This window comes from Pseudomonas sp. B21-059 (genome assembly GCF_026016285.1).
Taxonomy (GTDB): Bacteria; Pseudomonadota; Gammaproteobacteria; order Pseudomonadales; family Pseudomonadaceae; genus Aquipseudomonas; species Aquipseudomonas danubii.
In genome coordinates this window covers 2992456-3015711 of sequence record NZ_CP087201.1, presented here as the reverse complement: position 1 = coordinate 3015711, position 23256 = coordinate 2992456, and the positions used below count along the sequence as shown (strand labels likewise).

At 65.2% G+C, this 23256-nt stretch carries 19 protein-coding genes; 11 read left to right on the top strand and 8 right to left on the bottom strand.

The window, feature by feature from the left end:
- Positions 1-175: 175 nt before the first annotated feature.
- The 4 genes from LOY69_RS13840 (at position 176) to LOY69_RS13825 (ending at position 5998) form a co-directional block, all read left to right on the top strand.
- Positions 176-2668: a phospholipase D family protein gene (locus tag LOY69_RS13840; RefSeq protein ID WP_265074764.1), complete on the top strand. Its 2493-nt coding sequence runs from the start codon at positions 176-178 to the stop codon at positions 2666-2668.
- Positions 2665-4248 (top strand): hypothetical protein, encoded by a 1584-nt coding sequence (locus tag LOY69_RS13835; RefSeq protein WP_265074763.1) that lies wholly within the window; start codon positions 2665-2667, stop codon positions 4246-4248. The genes LOY69_RS13840 and LOY69_RS13835 overlap by 4 nt, the downstream gene beginning before the upstream one ends.
- A 74-nt stretch (positions 4249-4322) precedes the next feature.
- Positions 4323-5063 carry a substrate-binding periplasmic protein gene (locus LOY69_RS13830; protein WP_110651531.1) on the top strand — a complete coding sequence of 247 codons (741 nt, stop codon included), beginning with the start codon at positions 4323-4325 and terminating at the stop codon, positions 5061-5063.
- Positions 5064-5185: 122 nt separating this feature from the next.
- A complete protein-coding gene (locus tag LOY69_RS13825) occupies positions 5186-5998 on the top strand; it encodes a DeoR/GlpR family DNA-binding transcription regulator (RefSeq protein WP_102879661.1) in 813 nt (270 codons plus the stop codon).
- A 353-nt stretch (positions 5999-6351) separates the two neighbouring features.
- Here the strand turns inward: LOY69_RS13825 and LOY69_RS13820 are convergent, their stop codons facing one another.
- From LOY69_RS13820 to ltnD, 6 genes are all read right to left on the bottom strand, one after another.
- On the bottom strand, positions 6352-7419 hold the full coding sequence (locus tag LOY69_RS13820) for an alpha/beta fold hydrolase (RefSeq protein WP_265074762.1): 1068 nt from the start codon (positions 7417-7419) through the stop codon (positions 6352-6354).
- A gap of 234 nt (positions 7420-7653) precedes the next feature.
- Positions 7654-8451: a 2-oxo-tetronate isomerase gene (gene otnI, locus LOY69_RS13815; RefSeq protein WP_265074761.1), complete on the bottom strand. Its 798-nt coding sequence runs from the start codon at positions 8449-8451 to the stop codon at positions 7654-7656.
- Positions 8452-8472: 21 nt separating this feature from the next.
- On the bottom strand, positions 8473-9936 hold the full coding sequence (locus LOY69_RS13810; RefSeq protein WP_123391106.1) for an SLC13 family permease: 1464 nt from the start codon (positions 9934-9936) through the stop codon (positions 8473-8475).
- A gap of 177 nt (positions 9937-10113) precedes the next feature.
- Entirely contained in the window at positions 10114-10752 is a 639-nt protein-coding gene (locus tag LOY69_RS13805) for an aldolase (protein WP_102879665.1), read from the bottom strand.
- Entirely contained in the window at positions 10749-12041 is a 1293-nt protein-coding gene (otnK, locus tag LOY69_RS13800) for a 3-oxo-tetronate kinase (protein ID WP_265074760.1), read from the bottom strand. Before otnK ends, LOY69_RS13805 begins: the two co-directional genes overlap by 4 nt.
- Positions 12042-12051: 10 nt before the next feature.
- Complete coding sequence (ltnD, locus tag LOY69_RS13795) at positions 12052-12957, bottom strand: L-threonate dehydrogenase (RefSeq protein ID WP_110651527.1); 906 nt, start codon at positions 12955-12957, stop codon at positions 12052-12054.
- Positions 12958-13515: 558 nt separating this feature from the next.
- Between ltnD and LOY69_RS13790 the strand changes: the two genes are divergently transcribed.
- The 7 genes from LOY69_RS13790 (at position 13516) to LOY69_RS13760 (ending at position 20837) form a co-directional block, all read left to right on the top strand.
- Complete coding sequence (locus tag LOY69_RS13790; protein WP_102864542.1) at positions 13516-13866, top strand: hypothetical protein; 351 nt, start codon at positions 13516-13518, stop codon at positions 13864-13866.
- Between the two features lie 403 nt (positions 13867-14269).
- Entirely contained in the window at positions 14270-14560 is a 291-nt protein-coding gene (locus LOY69_RS13785) for a hypothetical protein (RefSeq protein WP_102864541.1), read from the top strand.
- A 285-nt stretch (positions 14561-14845) separates the two neighbouring features.
- The gene (gene mgtA / locus LOY69_RS13780) at positions 14846-17557 is read left to right on the top strand and encodes a magnesium-translocating P-type ATPase (RefSeq protein ID WP_102879668.1); all 2712 of its coding nucleotides are present in this window, start codon (positions 14846-14848) and stop codon (positions 17555-17557) included.
- 138 nt (positions 17558-17695) lie between these two features.
- Entirely contained in the window at positions 17696-17896 is a 201-nt protein-coding gene (locus LOY69_RS13775; RefSeq protein ID WP_110595533.1) for a hypothetical protein, read from the top strand.
- A 27-nt stretch (positions 17897-17923) separates the two neighbouring features.
- On the top strand, positions 17924-19639 hold the full coding sequence (locus tag LOY69_RS13770; RefSeq protein ID WP_265074759.1) for a Na/Pi cotransporter family protein: 1716 nt from the start codon (positions 17924-17926) through the stop codon (positions 19637-19639).
- Positions 19627-19977, top strand: a complete 351-nt coding sequence (locus tag LOY69_RS13765) for a DUF2493 domain-containing protein (protein WP_265074758.1) — start codon at positions 19627-19629, stop codon at positions 19975-19977. Before LOY69_RS13770 ends, LOY69_RS13765 begins: the two co-directional genes overlap by 13 nt.
- 74 nt (positions 19978-20051) lie before the next feature.
- On the top strand, positions 20052-20837 hold the full coding sequence (locus tag LOY69_RS13760) for a hypothetical protein (protein WP_265074757.1): 786 nt from the start codon (positions 20052-20054) through the stop codon (positions 20835-20837).
- A 487-nt stretch (positions 20838-21324) separates the two neighbouring features.
- On the opposite strand, the gene LOY69_RS13755 is transcribed toward LOY69_RS13760, so the two are convergent.
- Positions 21325-22029 carry an NAD(P)H-dependent oxidoreductase gene (locus LOY69_RS13755; RefSeq protein ID WP_265074756.1) on the bottom strand — a complete coding sequence of 235 codons (705 nt, stop codon included), beginning with the start codon at positions 22027-22029 and terminating at the stop codon, positions 21325-21327.
- A 9-nt stretch (positions 22030-22038) separates the two neighbouring features.
- Positions 22039-23247, bottom strand: a complete 1209-nt coding sequence (locus LOY69_RS13750) for a pyridoxal phosphate-dependent aminotransferase (RefSeq protein ID WP_265074755.1) — start codon at positions 23245-23247, stop codon at positions 22039-22041.
- Between the last annotated feature and the right edge of the window lie 9 nt (positions 23248-23256).

Genomic DNA, 23256 nt, shown 5'->3' with positions numbered 1-23256 from the left:
CCTGCGTCGACTTCTTACTCACGAAGCATTCATGAAAAAAATCCCTCTGCCCCCTCCTTCCCGGCCTCATGACCCCCCATGCAAGCACTGTGACATCACCGACACTTGCAACAGCGCTGCGTTGCCCGATAATCAGCCACCGACTTGAGCCTCGCCCCATGGACTGGAGAACACGATGGCGTCCCCCCCGAACCCCCCAGGCCCGAACGGACCGTCGCCACTGCACTTCATCGAAAACGGCCCGTGGAAAGAGGCCCTGTTCACCACCTATGCCCTGAGCCTGACCTACTTCGAAAGCTACGTGCTGCCTCGACTGCGCGAAGCCGGCTGTGAAAAAGTCACCCTGCTGGTGGATATCCAGGGTTACCGCGCCTCGATGATGGAATTGCGGGCGCGGCATGTAGGCAAGGACTACGCCTTGATTCCGGTCCGGGTCAAAGACGGCATTTTCCACCCGAAGATCACCTACCTGCGCGGCGAAGATCAGGACCTGCTGATGGTCGGTAGCGGCAACCTGACCTTTGGCGGCCACGGCGGCAATGTCGAGGTACTGGAAGTCCTCAGCGCCGGGGAGCAGCCGGGGGCTTTCGCCGACTTCGCCGACTTCCTGGAAAATCTCTGCACCCGGCCGCACCTGCAGATCGCCGACGACAGCGCCCTCTTGCCCTTCATTCAACGGGCCCGGGCCCTCAGCCAGCAGTTTCATGATCAGGCGCCACCGCAGCCGGTGGAACTGCTGCATTCCCTGGACACCGCCATCACCGAGCAATTGATCGAGCGCGCCGCAGGCCGGCGCTGGCACAGCCTGCTGCTGCTTTCGCCCTTCCACAGCCGTGATGGACAGTCCCTGGGCCATCTGCTCAAGACCTTGAGCATCCCTCGGCTCACCGTAGGGGTTCCAGGCAACGGCGTCTGCTCCTTTCCCCTGGAGCAGACCAGGGACTGGCCAGTCGAGATCGACTGGGTGACGCCCAAGGTCGAACACAACCAGCGACGGCTGCACGCCAAGTGGCTGGAGTTGCGCGGCGCCGGCAACTGGACCCTGACCGGCAGCGTGAATGCCACCCGGACCTCCATGGACAGCACCGACAACGTGGAAGTGGCGGTGCTGCGCAAGCTCGACAGCGCCACGGATGAGTGCTGGGAGCCCGTCGAAGCACCGCGCTATGAAGCGGACGCCTTCGAGCGCCAGGACCAGGAGGCGACCCTGTGCGTCTATGCACGCCTCAACGAAGAACAGCAGCTGGAAGGCCGGCTGATCGGTCAGCAAGCGCTGGCCGGAGAATGGCTGGCGATCCTGGAGTGCGCCGAAGAAGTCCTCGAAACGGCGCCACTGCAACTGACCGCGCAAGGCGGCTTCGTCTGGCCGCTGCAGCGGACCCTGGACACCAGGCTGGACGAGGGGCTGCAACTTCGCTTGGAGCGCGCGACACAAAGTGCCCGAGGCTGGGTCTGCATTGACGCCTACCTGAGCATGCCCCTGCCGATTCGCAGCCTGTGCGGGGCTCTGGGCCGACTGCTGGGGGGCAACCAAGCCCAGGGCGACCTGCAGATCCTGCTCAACTGCCTGGTGCTGCACGCGCAACAACTGCCCGAAGAGCCCGATGCACCGCTGCGCACTGAGCCCGCCACGACGCCCGTCAACCCGCCAGGCGGCACCGAGCCGCCTGCGCTACAGCCGCCCCAGCGCCCTCGCCACTGGCTGCCGAGCGTGGCCAAAGCCGCTACCGGCCGCGACGGCAGTTGGGCGTTGCTCCAGGCCATCGCAGGCTTGCTGCACCACGCCAACCCCGGGCAAGGACCCGTGGGGCACGGTGATGCGGCACCTATCATCGAGCTGGACGATGGTCGAGAAGACGGCGACTTCGATCCGGCGTCGGACCCCAACCTCGAATCGCTGCCCTCTCCCAACCTGATCAACGAGTTCAACCAGACCCTGCAGAGTCTGGTCAACCTCAAGGGCCTGAGCAGCCGCAAGAAAGCCCAGCTGCTGTATGTCTGGTGCCATGTCGCCCTGGACTTCTATCTGCGTCGCCTGCACCTGCCGGCCAATGCCCGGGATTTTGCCCAGCGCTGGCTCAACTGCGTCGACCATGCCCAACTGGCCGCCGAAGATCGCCCACTGGTGGACGAAGCGGTCTACGGCCTGGCCGCCACCCTGGCGCTGCCGGGCAGGCTGGCCTCTAGCACAACCCTGGGGACGCTGGACGCCACCACCCTGCATGAGTACCTGGAACGCTACGGCCAGGGGCCCGTGGACTTCGTCCAGGCCCGGCACCTGGCACAACGCTGGTTCAACCAGGAACCTGCGCAACGGCTGGTGGACCACGGGGTGGCCGAGGCCCTGGAAGCCCTGGACGCGGTGCAACACACCAGCACCTTGCGGGCGTTGCTCAGCAGCTACATCGAAGATCGTCAACAGGCCCGTCAGCAACGGCTGCCGGCAAATCGTTTCACCCCAGAAGAGATCACCGCGTTGCAGCACATCCACTCCCCCAATCGCCCGCGGCCGGGTTACTACCGCGTCAACCATCGCACCATCAGCAGTTGCCCCAATACCCGCTGGTGCTGCGCCCCGGTGGAGCGCGAAGCCCTTGCCCGCCTGACACAACGCCGCATCAGCCACTGCCAGTATTGCCAGGCCCTGATGGTGTCACTCGAACCATGAGCCCATTGCCCCAACGCGCCTTTTTCGTCTCCCCGTCCGTGCGTGAGAGCGGCGGCGTGGATTACCTCGGACTGCGACAAGCCAACCTGGAACTGATGGACCAGTTCATGCCGGGGATCAACAACGGCACCCAGTGGATTCGCCCGTATTCGGTGATGTGCTGGGCGGTGTGGATCTTCAATCAGCACAGCCAGACCTACTCGGGCGAACTGCCCGCGGGTCAGCGCTTCCAACGCTTCAGGGAAAAGATCGAGGTGCTGTTCGGCTGGAGCCATCAGTTGGCCGGTGACGGTGCCTACATGGCCGGCAATCGCCAGTACAGCCCGCCCGGCAAAGGCCCTTTCCCCCTGGACTTCAAGACCTGGCATCGCGGCCCCAGCTGGTTCGATGCGGTGCAGTACGGCCCCTCGTTCAAGCCTGACACCGGCCTGGGCCTGGCCTGGCCGCAACCCGACGGCACCTACGGCGTCACCGAAGCGGGTGAAGCACTGGCCCGGGCCCTGGATAAAGGTTTGCGTACGCTGGCGCTCTATCCGTGGCTGATCTGCGTCGAAGACCTGCAGGGCAGTGTCGAGCAGGCCGGCGCCGTGCATATGAAGTGGGGTCGCAATTGGCCAACCCGCCAGGAAGCGCAGATTTTTCGCGACGAGTTCTACCCACCTGCGGGAACGGCGAAAAACCCCAGGGCCAGCCACCGCGAATGTTCCATCAACCTGATCCGCGCCACGTTGCAGGTGCTGGGCAGCGAAACCAGCCTGCCGGTGCTGCGCCGGGCCATGGCGCTGCTGCCCCTGTCCGACTTCCCGGCCGAGCAGGTGGCCGGACTGGCCCCGACCCAGGCACTGTGGCGAGTCCTGCAATTGCGCCAGGCCCAGCGCCTGGCCTTTGAAAGCCTGTTCGGCTGGATGGAACTGCATATCGCCCAGGGCCTGCACAGCAGTGAGGCACTGCGCGACCGACTGCTGTCCCTGGACTGCATCCCACTGCGGGCCGAGAGCTCGGTGCAAGCGGTCCTGGAACACTACCGGGCCTTGTCCCCGCAGGCCGCGAACTTGCTGGAGGCGGGGCTGCAAGTGGCCGAGCTGGATCTGTTCGAGCGCATCGACCATCTGCAGGAATACATCGACAACCACGACGAGCAAGCCGCCGGCGAGGCCTTGCAGTTGCTGTTTCTGGTGGCGGCCATCACCCAGGACCTCAGCGCCTGCCCCCGGCACAGCGCCTATCTGGACCAGGGGGGCCAGGCGCGGCTGTCATTGCAGTACTGGGCTCGCTCACTGCAGCGCAAACAACAGATCAGCCTGTCGGAACTGGTCCTCAACCTGATCGAGAACAACCTGCTGAGCCAGCACTTCGGCATCGCCGCCATGCGCATGACCGAGGCCAAGCCAAGGCTGCGCATCAGCCTCGAGGACCAAGGCCTGGTTTCCCTGCTGTCCGGTACCGACAAGGCCTGGCAACCCAGACTGACCGAAGACCGGCTGTATTCAACCCTGGCCTTGATGACGGAAAGCCGGCTGCTGCAGTGTCGTCAGTGTGACGAGACCAACACCCGGCTCTATCAGCGTGCCGACCCATGACGCCGTATTTTTTCTGGCGACGCCTCGTGAGGGCTCGTACTAAGCTTTGCTCTTCTGTCTATTCAAGGAACACGATGAACTGGGTACTGGGGACCATGCTGTCGCTGTTGAGTCTCACCGCTCACGCTGGCGAGCTGCGCATGCTGACCGACAACCACCCGCCGCTGCACTTCCAGCAGGGCGAGCACATGACGGGCTTCGCTGTGGAGGTGGTGCAAGCCCTGGCGCAACGCACCGGTGATCCGGTGCAGGTCCAGCAACGGCCGATGTTGCGCGCCTTGCGCGATGCCAGCGAGGCCGAAGACACCGCGGTGTTTACCATTTTGCGCACGGCCGAGCGCGAGTCGCGCTATCAGTGGGTGGGGCCGCTGATGCAGACCGAAACCGCGCTGTACGCCCGCACTGGCGACCACAGCGCAGTCACCGACCTGCACCAGACCCGCGGACAGATTGCCGTACCGCGCAAGTGGCTGGTCTACCGCTACCTCAAGCAACAGGGGCTGGACAATCTGTGGGGGGTGGACAGCCCGCAGGTCATGATTCGCCTGCTGCAACTGGGACGGGTGCAATACCTGGTGGCCGACACCATGAGCGTCAGCACCTTCGCCGCCGAAGAAGGCATGCCCTTCGATCAGTTGAGCTACCAAATGCCGCTGATGCGCCAGGACGCCTACATTGCCTTTTCCCCCAAGGTCGACGCCGCCCGGGTCGCCCGCTGGCAGCGGGCCCTGGAGGCGATGAAACGCGATGGCAGCCTGCAACGGCTCAAACAGCGCTGGCATATCGACCGCACTGCCTGCTCAAGCAACTGCTGACGACGGCCTCAAGATAGAATTTGCTGACTCGTGAACGGCAGTAAATCTCGTCCGCGGCGGCGAGTTTCGCTACTATGACGAGCCCATTTCTGTCTTTGCCGACCCGCCAATCCGGAGCCCCAATGCCCAGTCCCAAGGACCTCGCCACTGACAGTAACGCCCCGATGATTCCGGAACAGCGCCGCGAGCAGATCCTGCGCCAATTGCGCAAGCATCAGGTACTCAGCGTGCACCAGTTGATGGAGATGTTCGACTGCTCGCACATGACGGTGCGCCGGGATATCGCCCTGCTGGAACAGGAAGGCCGCGCCCATTCGGTGACCGGTGGCGTGCGCATCGCCAGTCAGTTGCACAGCGAGCCCAGCCATCAATCCAAGGCCGTGGTGGAACTGCCGCAGAAGCAGGCCATGGCCAAGCTCGCGGCGGGCCTGTTGCATGCGGACATGACGGTGTACCTGGATGCCGGCACCAGCACCCTGGAGATCGTGCCCTACATCAAGGCGCTGTCGGGCATGACCGTGATCACCAACGATTTCGGCGTGGTCCAGGCGTTGCTCGACGCACCCCAAGTGACAGTGATCCACACCGGTGGTCAGCTGGACCATTCCAACCATTCCTGCGTTGGCGGGCTGGCAGTGGCGACTCTGCGCCAGGTGGTCACGGACGTGGCCTTTATCTCCACCAGTTCCTGGGACCTGCGCCGGGGCCTCACCACGCCCTCGGCGTTGAAGGTCGAGGTCAAGCAGGTGGCAATGCAATCGGCGACCCAGGTGGTGCTGGTGGCCAGCAGCTCCAAGTACGGCACCTTCGGCATGTACAAGATCGCCGACCTGGAGCAGTTCGACATCATCATCAGCGACGCGGCCCTGGCTCCCGCAGCGGCGGACGGCATTCGCAAGCACGGGGTGGAATTGCTGCTGCCGGCACCATCCTGAGCCAGCGATAGCCCCCAACACCTGCAATCCGTGGCCAGGGAACGTGCTCCCGCTCATCTGCGCAGCTGACGCAATGCCTGATGCCCCTCAATCCCCGAAAGGTCGCGCCGTCCGGGTTTGGGGCGGCTGCGCCACCCAGCATCAGCACGCTGCCTCGCCACAAAGAGTGAACAGCCCTCCCTAGGCTTTGTACGAAAAGCCTTGATACTCGGTGAAGCTGCGTGGAAAACGGTCTCGTGCGCGAGTCCGATCGGAAGGCTCATTTACACCCCGTAAAGTCGAACGCGACCCTGGCCGTTCCTCGACCGTTTTCGCCTTGCCTGACCTTTGTCTCAACACTGTTCGGACAGAGCCTAGTGGGCTCTCTCGGTGTCGGCCATGAACTGCCCCAGCTCACGAGCATAGAACCGGGCCATGCCGGTGGTGCCGTGCCCGCGAGTTTCGGCGCTGGCGGGAATCAGCAGCAGGCGAGCATCTTTCACTTGCTTGAGCGCCGCTTGCAGGGTGCCGGTTTCCGGCGGGTTGCGCTCATCGTCCGCGGCGTTGATCACCAGCACCGGCGCCTGGATCTTGCTTAACCCCGGCGCGGCGTTGTAGTCCGCCGAAGACTGCCACTGGTAGATGAAGTCGTTGGCATCGGCGGTCTGTGGCGCCTTGAGGCGTTCATCCACCAACTGGTCGGCCTGGGCCCGGGTCGGCGCCAGGGCCTGATAGGCCAGGGTGCCGCCGCTGGTGCCAGTGGCGAACAACGCATTGGCCAGACGCAGAGACGGCGGTTGGACCCGGTAATTGCCGTTGTCCCAGGCCGGGTCCTGCTTGATCGACTCCACCAGCAGCCGGCGCATCATCCAGTTGCGCGAGGACATTTCCCCGGGCTGGGAGGCCATGGGCACCAGGGCGTCCATCATCTGTGGCCATTGCTGGCCCCAGAGCCAGGTCTGCATGCCGCCCATGGAATTGCCGATGATCAGGCGCAGGTGCTTGACCCCCAGCCCCTCGGTGACCAACCGGTACTGGGCCTGGACCATGTCGTCGTAGTTGTACTGGGGAAACCGCGCGCGCAGGCCATCGGAAGGCTTGCTCGACTGGCCGACGCCAATGCCATCGGTGGCGATGATGTAATACTTGCTCGCGTCCAGAGGTTGCCCCGGGCCGAACAGCTCGCCACCAAAATCCTTGCTCAGCAGGTCGCTGGCCGGCCGGTAGGTGCCGTGCAGGTAGAGGATCGCCGGGTGCTTGGGGTTGCCCAGGGTGATGTAGTGCAGTTTCAGGTTGGCGAGCTGTTCGCCGTTGTGAAAGGTGAATTGCGGGGCAACCCAATCGCCCTCGGTGGCCGGCGGCAAGCTCGCGGCCGCGGCCAGGGACATACCACCCAGGGAAAAAATCAGGCCGAGCGCAGCCCGGCAGGCAAGACGCTGCATGGAAAACCTCCTGTGTTTATCGCTACGAATCATCGCAAGCCGTTCGTGGCCTTCGTACCCTCTGTAGCCGCTGCCGCAGGCTGCGCAAGGCACCGCAGGGGCCTCGGCGGTCGGGGAATCGCTGCGAGCCTGCGGCTCGTTCGCAGCCTTCGGCAGCGGCTACATAAAGCGATGCCCGCCGGGCCTTGCGCGACGTTCCCCAGATACCTTTTCCTGCGCAACCTGCAGTAGCGGCTACACCGCCGAGCCTTGGCGCGCCTGCCAGTCGCGCAGCCATTGCAGGCCGGCGGAGGTGTCGCCGCGGGGGCGGTATTCGCAACCGACCCAGCCGTCATAGCCAAGCTCGTCCATCAGCTGGAACAGGTAGGGATAATTCAGCTCGCCAAGGTCCGGCTCGTGACGATCCGGCACCCCGGCGATCTGGATATGGCCGATGCCCGCCAGATCCCGACGCAGCTTCACCGCCAGGTCGCCTTCGACGATCTGACAGTGATAGCAGTCGAACTGCACCTTGAGGTTGGCCGCGCCGACTTCCTTGCAGATGGCCTGGGCCTGGTCCTGGCGATTGAGGAAGAACCCCGGCATGTCACGGGTGTTGATCGGCTCCAGCAGCACGGTGACTCCGACCTTGGCCGCCTGGGCCGTGGCATGGGCCAGGTTCTCCAGGTACACCGCGTGATGGCGGGCCCGGTCCTGTTCCGACGGCAGCAGGCCGGCCATCACGTGAATCCGTGAATTGCCCAGCACCGCGGCGTACTCCAGGGCCTTGTCGAAGCCCTGGCGGAACTCATGCTCGCGTCCGGGCAGGGAGACGATGCCCCGCTCCCCCGCCGCCCAGTCACCGGGCGGCGCATTGAACAGCGCCTGCTGCAGGCCATGATCGTCCAGGTGCTGCTTGAGCACCTGGGGGCTGTAGTCGTAGGGAAACAGGTACTCCACGGCCGTGAAGCCGTCTGCCGCTGCGGCGGCGAAACGTTCAAGAAAGGCATGTTCCGGGTAGAGCATGCTGAGGTTGGCAGCAAAACGAGGCATGGGAACTCCTGGGACAAAGGGTCAGACAAACGGCCAGATCAGCAGGGTAATACAGAACCCCAAGGTGCCGAGCAAAGTGGTAATCACGGTCCAGGTACGCAGGCCATCGGCGACGTTGAGCCCGGCCAGCTTGGTGAAGATCCAGTACCCGGCGTCATTGATGTGGGACATGGCCAGCCCGCCACCACCCATGGCCAGGCACAGCAGGGCCATGTGGTTGGGGCTCAGGTCGAGGGTGGCGATCAGCGGCGCGATGATGCCCGCCGTGGTCACCAGGGCCACGGTGGTGGAGCCTTGCACGGCACGCAGCAGCATGGTCAGCAAAAAGCCCAGGGCCAGGACCGGCAGGCCGGTGGTGCGCAGCATGTCGGAGACCACGGCACCGATCCCGGTGTCCACCAGGACCTTGCCGAACACCCCGCCGGCACCGGCAATCAGGATCACCATGGCCACCCCGGGCAAGGCCGAGCCGATCACGTCGGAGACCTGGCTGCGGCTCCAGCCGCGGCGCGAACCCAGCAGCCAGGCACAGAGCAAGGTGTCCAGCAGCAGCGCCACCAGCGGTGCCCCCAGTACGGTCAACACGCCGCGCAGGGTGGATTCCAGAGGCAGCAAGGACGTGGCCAGGGTGCCCAGCAGGATCAACACGATAGGCAGCAGGATCAGGCTGACGATGAGGCCGAAACCCGGTGGCGGCGCCGGCGGCAGTTTCGCCGCCAGAGTGCCGGTGGATTCCTCCAGGCCCATATGGGCCACGGCCGCCAGTGCTTGCGGGCTGGCCGATTGCTCGGCGCCACTGTTCCAGGCCGCCAGGTCTTCATTGGTGACATGCGGGCCATAGACTTCGGCGCGGATATCGTCGGTCATCGAGTAATTGCGCCGGGTCATGCGCCCGGCCACGCGGTAGCCGACGTAGCACAGCAGCGCGGTCAGCGGCAGGCCGAACATCAGCACCCGACCCAGGTCCGCGCCCAGTTGGCTGGCCGCCGCCACCGCGCCCGGATGGGGCGGCAGGAAGGCATGCACGGTGAGCAAGGCGGCACACATCGGCAAGGCGAACACCAGCAGCGGCTTGCGCGCACTGCGGGCCACGCCGTAGGCCAGGGGCATGAGGATGATCACCCCGACCTCGAAAAACACCGGCACGCCGATGATGAAGCCGGCGATGGTCAGGGCCAGGGGCGTGCGGCGGTTGCCGAAGCGCTCGATCAGGGTCTTGGCCAGGGCCTCGGCACCGCCGGACAGTTCGATGATGCGGCCGATCATGGCGCCCAGGGCAATGATGATGGCGATGTGGCCAAGGGTCTTGCCCATGCCGCCTTCGATGGTGGCCACCAGCTCCGCCGGTTTTACCCCGGCCACCAGGGCCACCAGGATGCTCACCAGCATCAGCGCGACAAAGGGTTGGAACTTGTACTTGAGCACCAGAAACAGCAACAGGGCGATACCGGCCCCGGCGGTGATCATCAGAATCAGCGGGCTCATTGGGCAAGCCCTCCACCCAGTGGTTGGCAGGTGTTGCAGGTGACGCTGGGACCCGTAAAGCCAATGCAGTCATTCATCTCGGGAAGTCCTGTTGTTATTGTTTTTTACCGGCAAGCCGCTCCCCACGAGAGCCCGATGGCGCTCCCGGGGGCGCTTGCCGTGAAGCGTTGTCAGTGATTACCAGGCGGTGCCGAAAGCGTCCCGCAGTTCGTCCAGGGCGTGTTGATCCAGGGGCTCAGGTCGCGGCTGGCTCATCAGCCACAGGCGCGCGGTTTCCTCCAGTTCTTCCAGGGCATAGCTGGCCTTGGACACGCTGCTTTCCCAGACCACCGGGCCCAGGCGTTCGAGCATCACCCCGCGCACCCGGTTGGCCAGTTGCGCCACCTGCTCGGCGACCTTGGGCGAACCCGGACGCTGGTAGCCGATCAGTGGAATGTGCCCGACCTTCATCACCTGGTACGGGGTCAGCGGCGGCAGGATGTCGTCGTCGCGCCAGACCCCGGCCAGGGTCAGTGCCACCAGGTGAGTGGAATGGGTGTGCACCACCCCGCCCACACCCGGATTGCGGTCATACACCTGGCGATGCAGGGCCAGGGTCTTGGACGGCTTGTCGCCGCTGACCCACTCCCCCGCCAGGTTGACCTTGGCGATGGCTGCCGGATCGAGGCGCCCGAGGCAGACATCGGTGGGGGTGATCAGCCAGCCATCGTCGAGCCGCGCGCTGATATTGCCGGCGCTGCCCACGGTGTAGCCACGCTGATAGAGGCTATGGCCGACGTCGCAGATTTCTTCGCGCAGGGCGTTTTCGCGGCTCATGGCTGACCTCCGGCCAGTTGGCGCAGGGCCTTGGCGAAAAAGTCGCGACCGCCGAAGTTGCCGGACTTCAGGGCCAGGGCCAGGGGTTCACCGCCACTGCTGACCGTGGCCGGCACCCCGGGATCGATCTGCGCACCGATCTGCAGCAGGCGCACGCCTAGGGCCTTGACCACCGCTCCGGAGGTTTCGCCGCCGGCCACCACAAAGCGCCGCACGCCGTTATCCCGCAGGCCACGGGCGATCTCGCCCAGGGCGTTCTCCACCAGGGCCCCGGCACGCTCGACGCCCAATTGCCGCTGCACCGCCTTGACCTGCTCGGGAGTGCTGGTGGCGTAGATCAGCACCGTGTCCTGCTGCGCCTGGACAAAGGCCAGGGCCTGGGCCACCACCGATTCGCCCGCTGCCAGGGCCAGGGGATCGATGCGTAGGGCTGGACGCTCGGCCTCAAGCCAGGCGTCCACCTGGGCATTGGTGGCCGCCGAGGCGCTGCCGGCCAGCACCACTTCGCCACCGGCCACCGACGGCAGATTCGCGGCGTCGAGATCACGCAACTTGCCGGCGCGGCGGAAATTCTCCGGCAGGCCCAGGGCCAACCCGGAACCGCCGGTCAACAGCGGCAGGTCGGCGCAGGCGGCGCCGAGGGTATAGAGGTCGGCATCGGACAGCGCATCGGCAATCGCCATGGCGACGCCCTTTTGCCGCAGTTCGGCGATCTTCGCCCGCACCGCGTCCACGCCCTGGGCCACGCTGTCGTAGCGCAGCAGGCCCACCGGCAGTGCGGTCTGCGCCTGCAGCACCCGCACCAGGTTGGCGTCGGTCATCGGCGTCAGCGGGTGATGCTGCATGCCCGACTCGTTGAGCAACTGGTCCTGGACAAACAGATGGCCACGGAAAATCGTCCGGCCGTTCTCCGGAAACGCCGGGCAGGCCAGGGTGAAGTCGCCACCCAGGGCCTTGAGCAAGGCCTCGCTGACCTGACCGATGTTGCCCGCCGCGGTGGAGTCGAAGGTCGAGCAGTACTTGAAGAAGATCTGTTCGCAGCCTTGCTCGCGCAGCCATTGCAGCGCCGCCAGGGATTCGGCCACCGCCTCGCCCACCGGGGTGGTGCGGGACTTCAGCGCGATCACCACGGCGTCGGCGTCCAGGCCGGCGGCCACTTCGGCGCTGGGAATGCCGATGCTCTGCACCGTGCGCATGCCGCCGCGCACCAGCATGTTGGCCAGGTCGGTGGCACCGGTGAAGTCATCGGCGATGCAACCCAGCAACGGGCGTGGAGTGGAAGTCGTCATCACAGGCTCCTCAAACGGCATCAGGCTTGGCCACGGGCAGGTCGATGCCCGGGAAGATCTTGATCACCGCCGAGTCGTCCTCGCGACCGAAACCGGCGCTGGAAGCCTGCATGAACATCTGGTGCGCGGTGGCCGACAGCGGCAGCGGGAATTTGCTGGCGCGGGCGGTATCCAGCACCAGGCCCAGGTCCTTGACGAAGATGTCCACCGCGGACAGTGGCGTGTAGTCGGCCTTGAGGATATGCGGCACGCGGTTCTCGAACATCCAGGAATTGCCGGCGCTGTGGGTGATCACCTCGTACAGGGCATCGGCGTCCACCCCTTCGCGCAGGCCCAGGGCCATGGCTTCGGCGGAGGCGGCAATGTGCACCCCGGCCAGCAACTGGTTGATGATCTTGACCTTGGAGCCCAGGCCGTGGGCATCCCCCAGGCGGTAGACCTTGCCGGCCATGCCCGCAAGGATCGCCTCAGCCTTGGCGTAAGCGCCGGCCGGACCGGAGGTCATCATGGTCATCTCGCCGGCGGCAGCCTTGGCCGCGCCCCCGGAGATCGGCGCATCCAGATAGAGCAAGCCCAGGGCCTCCAGGCGCTGGCCCAGGTCCACGGCGTAAGTCGGGGCCACAGTGGCGCAGCCGATCACCAGGCTGCCGGGGCGCAGGGCCGCGACCGCCCCGCCCTCGCCAAACAGCACGCTTTCAGTCTGCTCGGCGTTGACCACCACGGTGATGATTACCTCGCACTGCTCTGCCAACTGCGCGGCCGAGGCGCAGGCCACGCCGCCTTCAGCGGCGAACTGCTCGGTGACCGCGGCACGCACATCGCAGGCGTGCACCTTGAAACCACTGCGCAACAGCGAACGGGCGATACCCAGGCCCATGGCGCCAAGACCGATGACACCGACATTGTTGTTATTCATGGGGGACTCCAGAAATAGACCAGGACTGTGCCGCGCCGGACAGGCGCCGGGCAAGAACCGGGCAGGACAGGGAAATCCGGATTGCAGGTCCGGCAAATGCAACACAGAGAGCGGCAACAGGCGCAGCGCCAGACGGCAAGCCCGGAAGGTGCATGGCACCGTGAACCGGTGCCGAGAGAGGCAGGAGCGAAGCGATCATCATGGCCATCCTGTTGCTGTTGTTATCAGGTTGAGCGTTGGCTGTGAATGATCATCCACCAATGAGCGGATTATGTGAAGATATTTTTCAATCTAACATTTTTTAACATCGCTTTTTCCTGCCCGTTGCCTCCGGCCCGCGCCCGCCACTGGTCGGAACATCGAGGTCCAGTCGCCATCCCCTGCTACAACCTTTCACAGCCCTGATCTGGATCAGCATTGAGCGCGAGATCCTGACCGAGGCTCAGGACAGGTGAAGGCGGACTGGCGGTAGCACCCTTCATCGCAACCCCGTTGACGCCCCCACTGACCAGGGGCTCAATGGTCCGTCTCGTTATGCTTGGATAAGGATGATTCAACATGGCAAATATTGAAGTTTTATCGGGCGATTTTCTGCAGGGCGCCGGCGAGTACCGCCACGGCACCTTCAGGCTCAAGACAGTGCTCAACAGCGCCGGTGTCGAGATCAAGGCATCGGCCTTCAAGAGCCTGGAAATCGCTACTGAAAGCCCCGTCGCCAACAAGGACGCCTTCGGTTATGGCGTGGCCGGCGCCATGCTGCTGGGGCCAGTAGGCGCCATTGCCGGTTACCTGATGGCGGGGACTGAAAACGAGGTGACCTTCATCGGCACCTTAAAGGATGGACGGCAACTGATGGCCGCCACCGACAGCAACACTTACAAGGATATCTCCCGGCACTTGCTGAACTGATAATCCGCGAAGTTATATTCAGTGCCCATGACGCCCCATCGGTCATGGGCACTTTTTATTTGTATCCCTTATATGTTTCCCACTCTCGACGCCTGAACTCATCCCTCAAGCTGAACCTCACCTGAAACTTCATCATCGAACAACGATTCAAGGCAATTTAACCTTGACTCGATGGACCCTCCTGAGTAAATTGCGCGGGCCGGGAAATCCGGCCTTTTTTCAACTCACTAAAGAAGCCAATGGACACAGTATCTAGACGCTGTCTGGTCACTGCCGCTGCGCAGCGCCAGGCACCCCTGAAAAATGACGGGACTCGACTCCGCGGTCGGGTGAGCTGCGCTAGGGCTTGACGCTCCAACGTAACTTGCCTCCCCGGAACCAGTCCGGTCACGAGGCACAAGTCATGCACTTCACATCTTCTGTAATGCCCGGCGTACGCGCCTTTGCCGCCACCATGCGGGTCAAGCTGTGCCGTGAGCCCAAGGCTCTCGCACGCTCGCCGTTCTCCTCATCCTCACCTTGCGCCGCCACCGCCCTGCGGGCCAATTGGCGCGTCTGCCCGATGACCGGCCAGCTGCAACAACGCTGGAGCCTGGACGACAGCCAGGACCCGCAGAGTCGGGGCGCGGCCCTGCTCTTGCAGCAGGCCGGACTGATCTTCGGCCTGTACCTCGGGGCGCGCACTTACCCATAAATCAACGGTCACTTTCCGTTGTTTTCACACAAACTTCTTACTTGGAAGTTTGACGGCGCCTTATTGCCTTCTCGTTAATAAAACTTGCTGGAGAAAGTTATGGAAGAGGCCAGTAGTAGGTTCGCTGTCCATTCAACTTCATTGTTTGGGCAGCGAACGTTAAAACCTGAAAAACGCCAAGATCCGTATCGATCGCTAACCTGCGGCTCGACATACTTTCGCTCGTCTTTAATTAGTTGAGTGGTCGCTGTGTCGTGCCGTAGTCAGGCGGCAGGAGCACACGCAATGACTGTAAAAACCACAACTTCCCGCAACACCAGCGCCACCCGCGACAGCAACAAACTGTCGATGCGTGCCGCCCGCGAAGCCCAGAACGGCCTGGCCGTGACCCTGGCCAACGTCAACTCCAGCACCGCTGGCCTGACTGAACTGGACGCCGAAGGCCGCCTGCAACGGGATGGCCACAACGAGGTCGCCCACGACCGTCCGCCTCACGCCCTGGTGCAATTGCTGCAAGCCTTCAACAACCCCTTCATCTATGTGCTGATGACCCTGACCGGTATCAGTTTCTTCACCGACTTCTGGCTGCCGCTGCAAGCCGGCGAAGAAACTGATCTGACCGGCGTGATCATCGTCCTGGTGATGGTGCTGGCCAGCGGCCTGATGCGCTTCTGGCAGGAACACCGCTCGGCCAAGGCCGCCGAAGCCCTCAAGGCCATGGTCCGCACCACCGCCGCGGTGCTGCGCCGCGAGCAGATGGGCATGCAGGCCCGGGTTCGCGAAGTACCGATGCGCGAACTGGTGGTGGGCGACATCATCCAGCTGTCGGCCGGCGACATGATCCCGGCGGACATCCGCCTGATCGAATCCCGTGACCTGTTCATCAGCCAGGCGGTGCTCACCGGCGAAGCCCTGCCGGTGGAGAAATACGACACCCTGGGGGCCGTGCAGGAAAAATCCGCCCAGGCCCTGGCCGCCGACCAGCAAGACCTGCTGGACCTGCCCAACATCTGCTTCATGGGCACCAACGTGGTCAGCGGCACCGCCACCGCCGTGGTGGTGGCCACCGGCGGGCGCACCTACTTCGGCTCCCTGGCCCGCTCCATCGTCGGCTCGCGCACCCAGACCGCCTTCGACCGTGGGGTCAACAGCGTCAGCTGGCTGCTGATCCGCTTCATGCTGGTGATGGTGCCAGTGGTGCTGCTGATCAATGGCTTCACCAAGGGCGACTGGGCCGAAGCCTTCATGTTCGCCCTGGCGGTGGCCGTCGGCCTGACCCCGGAAATGCTGCCGATGATCGTCAGCGCCAACCTGGCCAAGGGCGCTGCGGCCATGGCCAAGCGCAAGGTGGTGGTCAAGCGCCTCAACGCGATCCAGAACTTCGGCGCCATGGACGTGCTGTGCACCGACAAGACCGGCACCCTGACCCAGGACCGGATCATCCTCGAACACCACGTCGACATCAGCGGCAGCCGCTGCGATGCGGTGCTGCAACTGGCCTGGCTCAACAGCCACCACCAGAGCGGCATGAAGAACCTGATGGATCGCGCCGTGGTCAGCTTCGCCGAGGGCAACCCGCACTTCACCCCGCCGGCCGCCTGGCGCAAGGTCGATGAGCTGCCCTTCGACTTCGTCCGTCGGCGCCTGTCGGTGATCCTCGCCGATGCCCGTGGCGATCACCTGCTGGTGTGCAAGGGCGCGGTGGAAGAAATGCTGGAAACCGCCACCCGGGTACGCCAGGACGGACTGGCCGTGAGCCTCGACGCCGAGCGCCGCGCCGCCCTGCTGCAACTGGCCGAGGACTACAACCGCGACGGCTTCCGCGTGCTGCTGGTGGGCACCCGGGACCTGCCCAAGGGCCAGACCCGCAGCCAGTACAGCGCCAGCGATGAGCGCGAGCTGGTGATCGAAGGCTTCCTGACCTTCCTCGATCCGCCCAAGGAAACCGCCGGCCCGGCTATCGCCGCCCTGCGTGACAACGGCGTGACAGTCAAGGTGCTGACCGGCGACAACCCCATCGTCACCGCGAAGATCTGCCGCGAAGTGGGCCTGGAAGCGGGCGAACCGCTGCTGGGTCGCGACATCGAGCACATGGATGACCAGGTGCTCGGGCGCCTGGTGGAAGAGCGCACGGTGTTCGCCAAGCTCACCCCCCTGCAGAAATCCCGGGTGCTCAAGGCCCTGCAAGCCAACGGCCACACCGTGGGCTTCCTCGGCGACGGCATCAACGACGCCCCGGCCCTGCGCGATGCCGACGTCGGCATCTCGGTGGACAGCGGCACCGACATCGCCAAGGAATCGGCGGACATCATCCTCCTGGAAAAGAGCCTGATGGTGCTGGAGGAAGGGGTGATCAAGGGTCGCGAGACCTTCGGCAACATCATGAAGTACCTGAACATGACCGCCAGCTCCAACTTCGGCAACGTGTTCTCGGTACTGGTGGCCAGTGCCTTCATCCCCTTCCTGCCGATGCTGGCGATCCACCTGCTGCTGCAGAACCTGATGTACGACTTCTCCCAGCTGGCCCTGCCGTGGGACAAGATGGACAAGGAGTACCTGGCCAAGCCGCGCAAGTGGGACGCCAACAACATCGGGCGCTTCATGCTGTGGATCGGGCCGACCTCGTCGATCTTCGACATCACCACCTTCGCCCTGATGTGGTACGTGTTCGCCGCCAACAGCGTGGAAATGGCCGCCCTGTTCCAGTCCGGCTGGTTCATCGAAGGGCTGCTCTCGCAGACCCTGGTGGTGCACATGCTGCGCACCCGCAAGATCCCGTTCATCCAGAGCACCGCGGCCCTGCCGGTGATGCTGGCCACGGGACTGGTGATGGCGCTGGGGATCTACGTGCCCTTCTCGCCCCTGGGCAGCATGGTCGGCCTGGTGCCGCTGCCGTGGGAATACTTCCCTTGGCTGGTGGGCACCCTGCTCGCCTACTGCGTGGTCGCCCAGACCATGAAGACCCTGTACATCCGCCGCTTCAAGCAGTGGTTCTAAGGGCCTGGTTCTAAGGGCGTGAGCCCGGCGCGGCCGCCCTCGGACGGCCGCGCCCGATACACCTAACCAACGATGCCACCGTCGGCGCGGCCAGCGCCCTGCCGACGGCGACGCTGTTCGCCCGAAAGGAGCATCGCCATGTATCTCAAGCCTTTTTCCATATTGCAACGCGGCCTCCAGGCCCTGCTGGTCTGCAGCCTGTGCACCTGCGCCCGCCTGCTCACCCGCGTGAGCATCCGGCTGTATGTCCGCGGCCTGCTGAGCGCCGTTGAAATTCGTTTTCTGCTGGGTTTCAGCGCCGCCCTCACCCGCGCCTCGCTGCGCGTGGCGATGGCCTGAACCTGTCACCGACCCGGGAGCACACTCATGTCGGGCACCACTCTTCTGATCAACCTGGCCGGCGCCATCGCCCTGCTGCTGTGGGGTTCGCAGATGATCTGCGGATCACTCCTGCGCGGCTTCGGCAGCCCGCTGCGGCACTGGCTCGGGCAACACCTGAACAACCGCTGGCTGGCGCTGCTGTGCGGCGTCGGCATCACTGGCGTGCTGCAAAGCAGCACCGCAGTGAGCCTGATGGCCAGCTCCTTTACCGCTGCCGGCACCCTGGGCCTGGCCCCCGCGCTGGCGGTGATGCTGGGGGCCAATATCGGCTCGACCCTGGTGGTCCAGCTGCTCAGCCTCGACCTCTCGCTGCTGGCCCCGGTGCTGCTGCTGGCGGGTTTCCTGACCTTCCGCCTGCGGGACGACTCGCGCTTTGAAAGCATCGGCTGCGCGCTGATCGGCCTGGGCCTGATGCTGCTGGCCCTGGGCATGCTCGGCGCCACCCTGGGCGCGGTGGAAAGCACACCGGTGTTCCAACTGGTGATGACCAGCCTCGACGGCGACCTGTTGCTGGCGCTGCTGGTGGCCATGCTGCTGACCTGGATGTGCCACTCCAGCGTCGCGGTGGTGCTGCTGATCGCCTCCCTGGCCGGCACCGGCCTGCTGTCGCCAGCCACCAGCATGGCCCTGGTGCTGGGGGTCAACCTCGGCGGCACCCTGCCATCCCTGCTCGGCGCCAGCGGCAACGTGGCCCGGCGCCTGCCCCTGGGCAACCTGCTGGTGCGCCTGGTGGGCGTGGTCCTGGTGCTGCCCTGGATCACCGCCTTGGCCCACCTGGACGCAGTGCAAGCCCTGCCACCGGAGTTGCTGGTGGTCTACCTGCACAGCGCCTTCAGCCTGATCCTCGGTCTGCTGTTCATTGGCTTCACCGAGCCCCTGGGCAAGCTGCTGACCCGGCTGCTGCCGGCTCCCGCCCCGGTCACCGATCCGGGCATGCCGCTGTACCTGGACCAGGCCGGCCTGGAAGTGGCCAATATCGGCCTGGCCAACGCTGCCCGCGAAGCCCTGCGCATGGCCGACATGCTTTCGAGCATGCTCGACCGGGTGCTGCAGCTGTTTCGCACCTCAAGCATCACCCATGCCGAGCAGGTGCGGCACATCGACCAGTCCCTGGACCTGCTCAGCGCGGCGATCCGCGCCTACCTGGCGGACATCGGCAAGGAAGGCATCAGCGACCAGGACGCCGACCGCTCCCAGGAAATCCTGCTGCTGGTGATCAACCTTGAACACGCCGGCGACATTCTTTCCACCAGCCTGGCGCAATTGGCAGTAAGGCGTCTGCGCCGTGGCGAGGCCTTTTCCGCTTTCGAGTTGGGCACCCTGTACCCGCTGCACCAGGAGTTGCTGGACAGCCTGAGCCTGGCCATCACCGTGTTCCTGCGCGAAGACCTGCCCACCGCCCACCAGTTGCTGGCGCGCAAGGAAAACGTGCGGCGCCTGGAAGCCGCCGCCGGCCGCGAGCACTTTCGCCAACTGCGCGAAGACCAGAGTGCCTGGGCCGAATCCGGAGACATCTTCCAGCGCCTGCTGCGCGACTACCGCCGAGTCCACCACCACATCGCCGCCCTGGCCTACCCGGCCCTGGAGCGCGCCGGTGAGCGCGACATCGAGCACGGCTACCTCAGCGAGCCCCTGGCCGAAGCGCCCGGCGCCGAGCACCCCGTGACCGGAGCCAAGGAGGACAGCCCATGCGCGTCCTGATCTGCGCCGGCCGCTACTACGCCGACAGCCGCCTGTGCCGCCGGGTCCTGGAAGCCTTCCAGCGCCTGCACGAAGTGCGGGTGGTGATCCACGGCGGCAGCCAGTTCCTCGGTGCCCACATCGAGGACTGGGCCCGGGAAACCGGGACCCACATCGTCCGCTACCCGCCCAACTGGCAACTGCACGGCAAACACGCCGAGCGCCTGCGCAACAGCTTCATGCTGGCCGACAGCCGCCCGGACATCGTCCTCGCCCTGCCCGGCGGGGAAGACACCGAAGAGTTGCTGGCCCAGGCCCGGGTCCGCGGCATCCAGACCCTGTCGGTCGACGACCAGTAAACACCCCACGCAGCACCCACCCGCGCCGGCTCCCCAACCAAGCGGTCCGGCGCCCCAACAGAACGAGATCCGCCATGTCCAAGCACCGTCCACATCGCTCCTCGCGTTCCGCCTCCTGGGGCCACACCCTGCCTGCCGCAAAAAGCCGCATGCTCAAACGCAACCTGCTGTTCCTCGCCCTCACTGTCGGGGCCACCGCCACCCTGGCCCTGTGCTCCAAGGCCCAGGCCGCCGGCGGTGCCTATGTAGTGGATGACGGCGCCATCAACGCCCCCGGGGAATGCAATGTCGATGTCTGGTACCAGAGCACCCGGCATCAAGGCTCCAGCCACAACAGCGTGATTGCCCCGGCCTGCACCTTCAGCCAACTGCCCTGGGTGCAACTGGGGGCCGCCGTGCAGCGCCAGCAGGCCGACGATCACGGCGAAACCCAGCTCAGCCCGCAGATCAAGGTCCAACTGCTGAACCGCGAAGACCTGGGCCTGCAACTGGCCCTGGCCGGCTCCGCCCACTGGGCCCTGAACCGCCACCACAGCTTCGACGGCGGCGACCTCACCCTGCCCCTGACCTTCAGCGCCAGCGACCGCCTGCGCCTGAACCTCAATGCCGGCTGGACCCATGCCTACGACGATGGCGAGCAGAACCACCGCTGGACCTGGGGCAGCGGTGTGGAATACGACCTCATGCCGAGCCTGACCCTGATTGCCGAGCGCTACGGCCAGCGCGGCGGCGAACAGGGCTGGCAGGCCGGCCCGCGCCTGCACGTGGGGCAGCACCTGGACCTGGACCTGATCGTTGGCCAGCACCTGACCGAAGACCGCGACCGCTGGCTGACCACCGGAGCAACCCTGCGCTTCTGAGCGCCCCATAGAATCGCCGCCCCCTGTAGCCGCTGCTGAGCCCGCGAAGCTGCGCAAAGGCCCAAAGGGCCTTGCCTGACGATCGCCTGCCGATCTTGGGCGGCCTTAAGATCCCCGCGTCTCCTGCGGAGCCGTTCGCAGCCTGCGGCAGCGGCTACACAACCCCGATCGGCACTGGCCCTGTAGCCGCTGCTGAGCCACGGCGAAGCTGCGCAAAGGCCCAAAGGGCCTTGCCTGACGATTTCCAGACAAACTTCTGTCGCCGTCAAGATCCCCGCGTCTCCTGCGTCGGAATGCCGCCCAAGCCGTTCGCAGCCTGCGGCAGCGGCTACACAACCCCGTTCGGCATTGGCCCTGTAGCCGCTGCTGAGCCACGGCGAAGCTGCGCAAAGGTCCGCAGGACCTTGCTTGACGATCGCCCGCCAAACTCGCAGCGATCTCAAGAACGCCGCGGCCCTCGCGGGCCGTTCGCAGCCTGCGGCAGCGGCTACAGGGGCAGTGGATGCAGGGCTTCGTCGAATTGGTCCAGACGTGGAAAAACCAACGGTTGCTCGTCCGCCAGGTCTTGCAGGCGCTGCTGGTAGCTGTGCAGAAACTCTTCTCGGGCCTCCTGGCTGATGTAAGGCACATGCCAGGCCACGAACGGTTCCAGTACGTCACAACCGACATAGGCCAAAGTACCGCGCAGCAACGGGCGCAACATCTCTTCGAGCGGTCCATGGATCGCACCCTCGCCAAACATGTGCTCGCGCCCGCCCAGGGTCAGGGTCACCAGGGCCTTCTTGCCCGCCAGCCCGCCCTGGTCATAGAAGCGCTTGCCGCCATAACACACCCCCGACACCAGCACCCGGTCGATCCAGCCCTTGAGCATGGCCGGCACCGAGAACCAGAACACCGGGAAGTTGAGGATCAACAGGTCAGCCCACAGCAGCTTGTCCAGCTCGGCCTGGATGTCGGCGGCGATGCTGGCGTTCTTCACCCCCAGGCGTTGCTCCAGGGCGTACACCAGATAATCCGGATTATCCCGGGCGGCAAAATCCGCAGCGCTGGCCACCGGATTCCAGTTCATGGCGTACAGATCGCTGACCTGCACCTGATGCCCCTGGGCCTCCAAGGTGCTGCGGGCCTGGTCGCGCAAGGCGGCGGTGAAGGATTGCGGTTCGGGGTGGGCGTGAACGATCAGTACCTTCATGAAGACTCCTCAAACAGTGGGCAAAGTGGCAGGTGCAACCCGGCGGCTCAGGCAGTGCTCAGCGCACAGGGCAATGCGCCGGCAGGCTTCGCGCAAGTCATCCGGCTGCAGCACCAGCCCCAGGCGGATATGCCCGGCGGCACTGGGGCCGAAGGCTTCGCCGGCCAGCACCGAGACTCCCTGCTCGTCCAACAGGCGCTGGCTGAAGGCCTGGGCGCTGAGCCCGGTGGCGCGGATGTCGACCATGACGAACATGCCGCCATCAGGCTTCAACGGCCGGGCACCGGGGCAATCGGCCAGGCAGTCGCAGACCAGATCCCGCCGCTGGCGATAGGCCTCGGCCATGTCCCGCAGCTGCGGCAAGGGTTGCTCCAGGGCCACGATGGCCGCGTTCTGGATGAATTCCGGCGAGCCGTAGAGCATGCACAGGGCGAGGTTTTCCAGGTGCGCGGCCAGGGCCGTCGGCGCCACCACCCAGCCCAGGCGCCAGCCGGTCATGGCGTGGGACTTGGACAGGCTGTTGAGGGTCGCGGTGCGCTCGGCCATGCCCGGCAGGCTGGCCGGGCTGACGTGTTCGCCGTCATACAGCAGCTCGCTGTAGACCTCATCGCAGATCAGCCACAGGTCATGTTCGATGCACAGCGCCGCCAGGGCTTCCCAGGTGGCCCGAGGGATGCTGGCGCCCGTGGGGTTGTGCGGGCTGTTGAGCACCAGGGCCCGGGTCTTGCCGGTGATGCGCGCGGCAACCGCCTCGGGCTGCACCCGAAAGCCGTCCTCGGCCCGCACCGGCAGCGGCACCACCTGGGCATTGCAGGCACCGAACACCGCTTCATAGGTGACGTACATCGGCTCGGCCACGATCACCTCATCGCCCGGGTCCAGCAGGCACTGGGCCACGCTGTACAGGGCGCACTGGGCACCGGCCAGCACCACCACTTGCTCGGCATCCACCACTTGCCCGCTGCGCTGCTGATGACGCCGGGCAATGGCCTCACGCAAGGCGCGCTTGCCGCGCACATCGGCGTAATGGGTGTGGCCGGCCTGCAGGCTGTCGATGGCCGCCTGGACGATGGGCTGGGGGGTGTCGAAATCCGGGTCGCCCACCGACAGCAACCAGACTTCCTCGCCACGTTCGCGTTTGGCCAGGGCCCGGTAATGAATGTCCCAGGCGGCGGCGCCGTCTCCGGCAATACGTTGGGTCAGTTGTGAAAAGCGCATGCTCAGGCT

What these genes read in the sequence shown, in the direction of transcription:
- LOY69_RS13785 (WP_102864541.1), top strand. Translation starts at nt 14,270, where the DNA reads ATGCACTTCACATCTTCTGTAATGCCCGGCGTACGCGCCTTTGCCGCC.
- LOY69_RS13750 (WP_265074755.1), bottom strand. Translation starts at nt 23,247, where the DNA reads ATGCGCTTTTCACAACTGACCCAACGTATTGCCGGAGACGGCGCCGCC.
- LOY69_RS13825 (WP_102879661.1), top strand. Translation starts at nt 5,186, where the DNA reads ATGCCCAGTCCCAAGGACCTCGCCACTGACAGTAACGCCCCGATGATT.
- LOY69_RS13790 (WP_102864542.1), top strand. Translation starts at nt 13,516, where the DNA reads ATGGCAAATATTGAAGTTTTATCGGGCGATTTTCTGCAGGGCGCCGGC.
- LOY69_RS13765 (WP_265074758.1), top strand. Translation starts at nt 19,627, where the DNA reads ATGCGCGTCCTGATCTGCGCCGGCCGCTACTACGCCGACAGCCGCCTG.
- LOY69_RS13770 (WP_265074759.1), top strand. Translation starts at nt 17,924, where the DNA reads ATGTCGGGCACCACTCTTCTGATCAACCTGGCCGGCGCCATCGCCCTG.
- LOY69_RS13760 (WP_265074757.1), top strand. Translation starts at nt 20,052, where the DNA reads ATGTCCAAGCACCGTCCACATCGCTCCTCGCGTTCCGCCTCCTGGGGC.
- otnI (WP_265074761.1), bottom strand. Translation starts at nt 8,451, where the DNA reads ATGCCTCGTTTTGCTGCCAACCTCAGCATGCTCTACCCGGAACATGCC.
- LOY69_RS13840 (WP_265074764.1), top strand. Translation starts at nt 176, where the DNA reads ATGGCGTCCCCCCCGAACCCCCCAGGCCCGAACGGACCGTCGCCACTG.
- LOY69_RS13755 (WP_265074756.1), bottom strand. Translation starts at nt 22,029, where the DNA reads ATGAAGGTACTGATCGTTCACGCCCACCCCGAACCGCAATCCTTCACC.
- ltnD (WP_110651527.1), bottom strand. Translation starts at nt 12,957, where the DNA reads ATGAATAACAACAATGTCGGTGTCATCGGTCTTGGCGCCATGGGCCTG.
- LOY69_RS13830 (WP_110651531.1), top strand. Translation starts at nt 4,323, where the DNA reads ATGAACTGGGTACTGGGGACCATGCTGTCGCTGTTGAGTCTCACCGCT.
- otnK (WP_265074760.1), bottom strand. Translation starts at nt 12,041, where the DNA reads ATGACGACTTCCACTCCACGCCCGTTGCTGGGTTGCATCGCCGATGAC.
- mgtA (WP_102879668.1), top strand. Translation starts at nt 14,846, where the DNA reads ATGACTGTAAAAACCACAACTTCCCGCAACACCAGCGCCACCCGCGAC.
- LOY69_RS13835 (WP_265074763.1), top strand. Translation starts at nt 2,665, where the DNA reads ATGAGCCCATTGCCCCAACGCGCCTTTTTCGTCTCCCCGTCCGTGCGT.
- LOY69_RS13805 (WP_102879665.1), bottom strand. Translation starts at nt 10,752, where the DNA reads ATGAGCCGCGAAAACGCCCTGCGCGAAGAAATCTGCGACGTCGGCCAT.
- LOY69_RS13820 (WP_265074762.1), bottom strand. Translation starts at nt 7,419, where the DNA reads ATGCAGCGTCTTGCCTGCCGGGCTGCGCTCGGCCTGATTTTTTCCCTG.
- LOY69_RS13810 (WP_123391106.1), bottom strand. Translation starts at nt 9,936, where the DNA reads ATGAGCCCGCTGATTCTGATGATCACCGCCGGGGCCGGTATCGCCCTG.
- LOY69_RS13775 (WP_110595533.1), top strand. Translation starts at nt 17,696, where the DNA reads ATGTATCTCAAGCCTTTTTCCATATTGCAACGCGGCCTCCAGGCCCTG.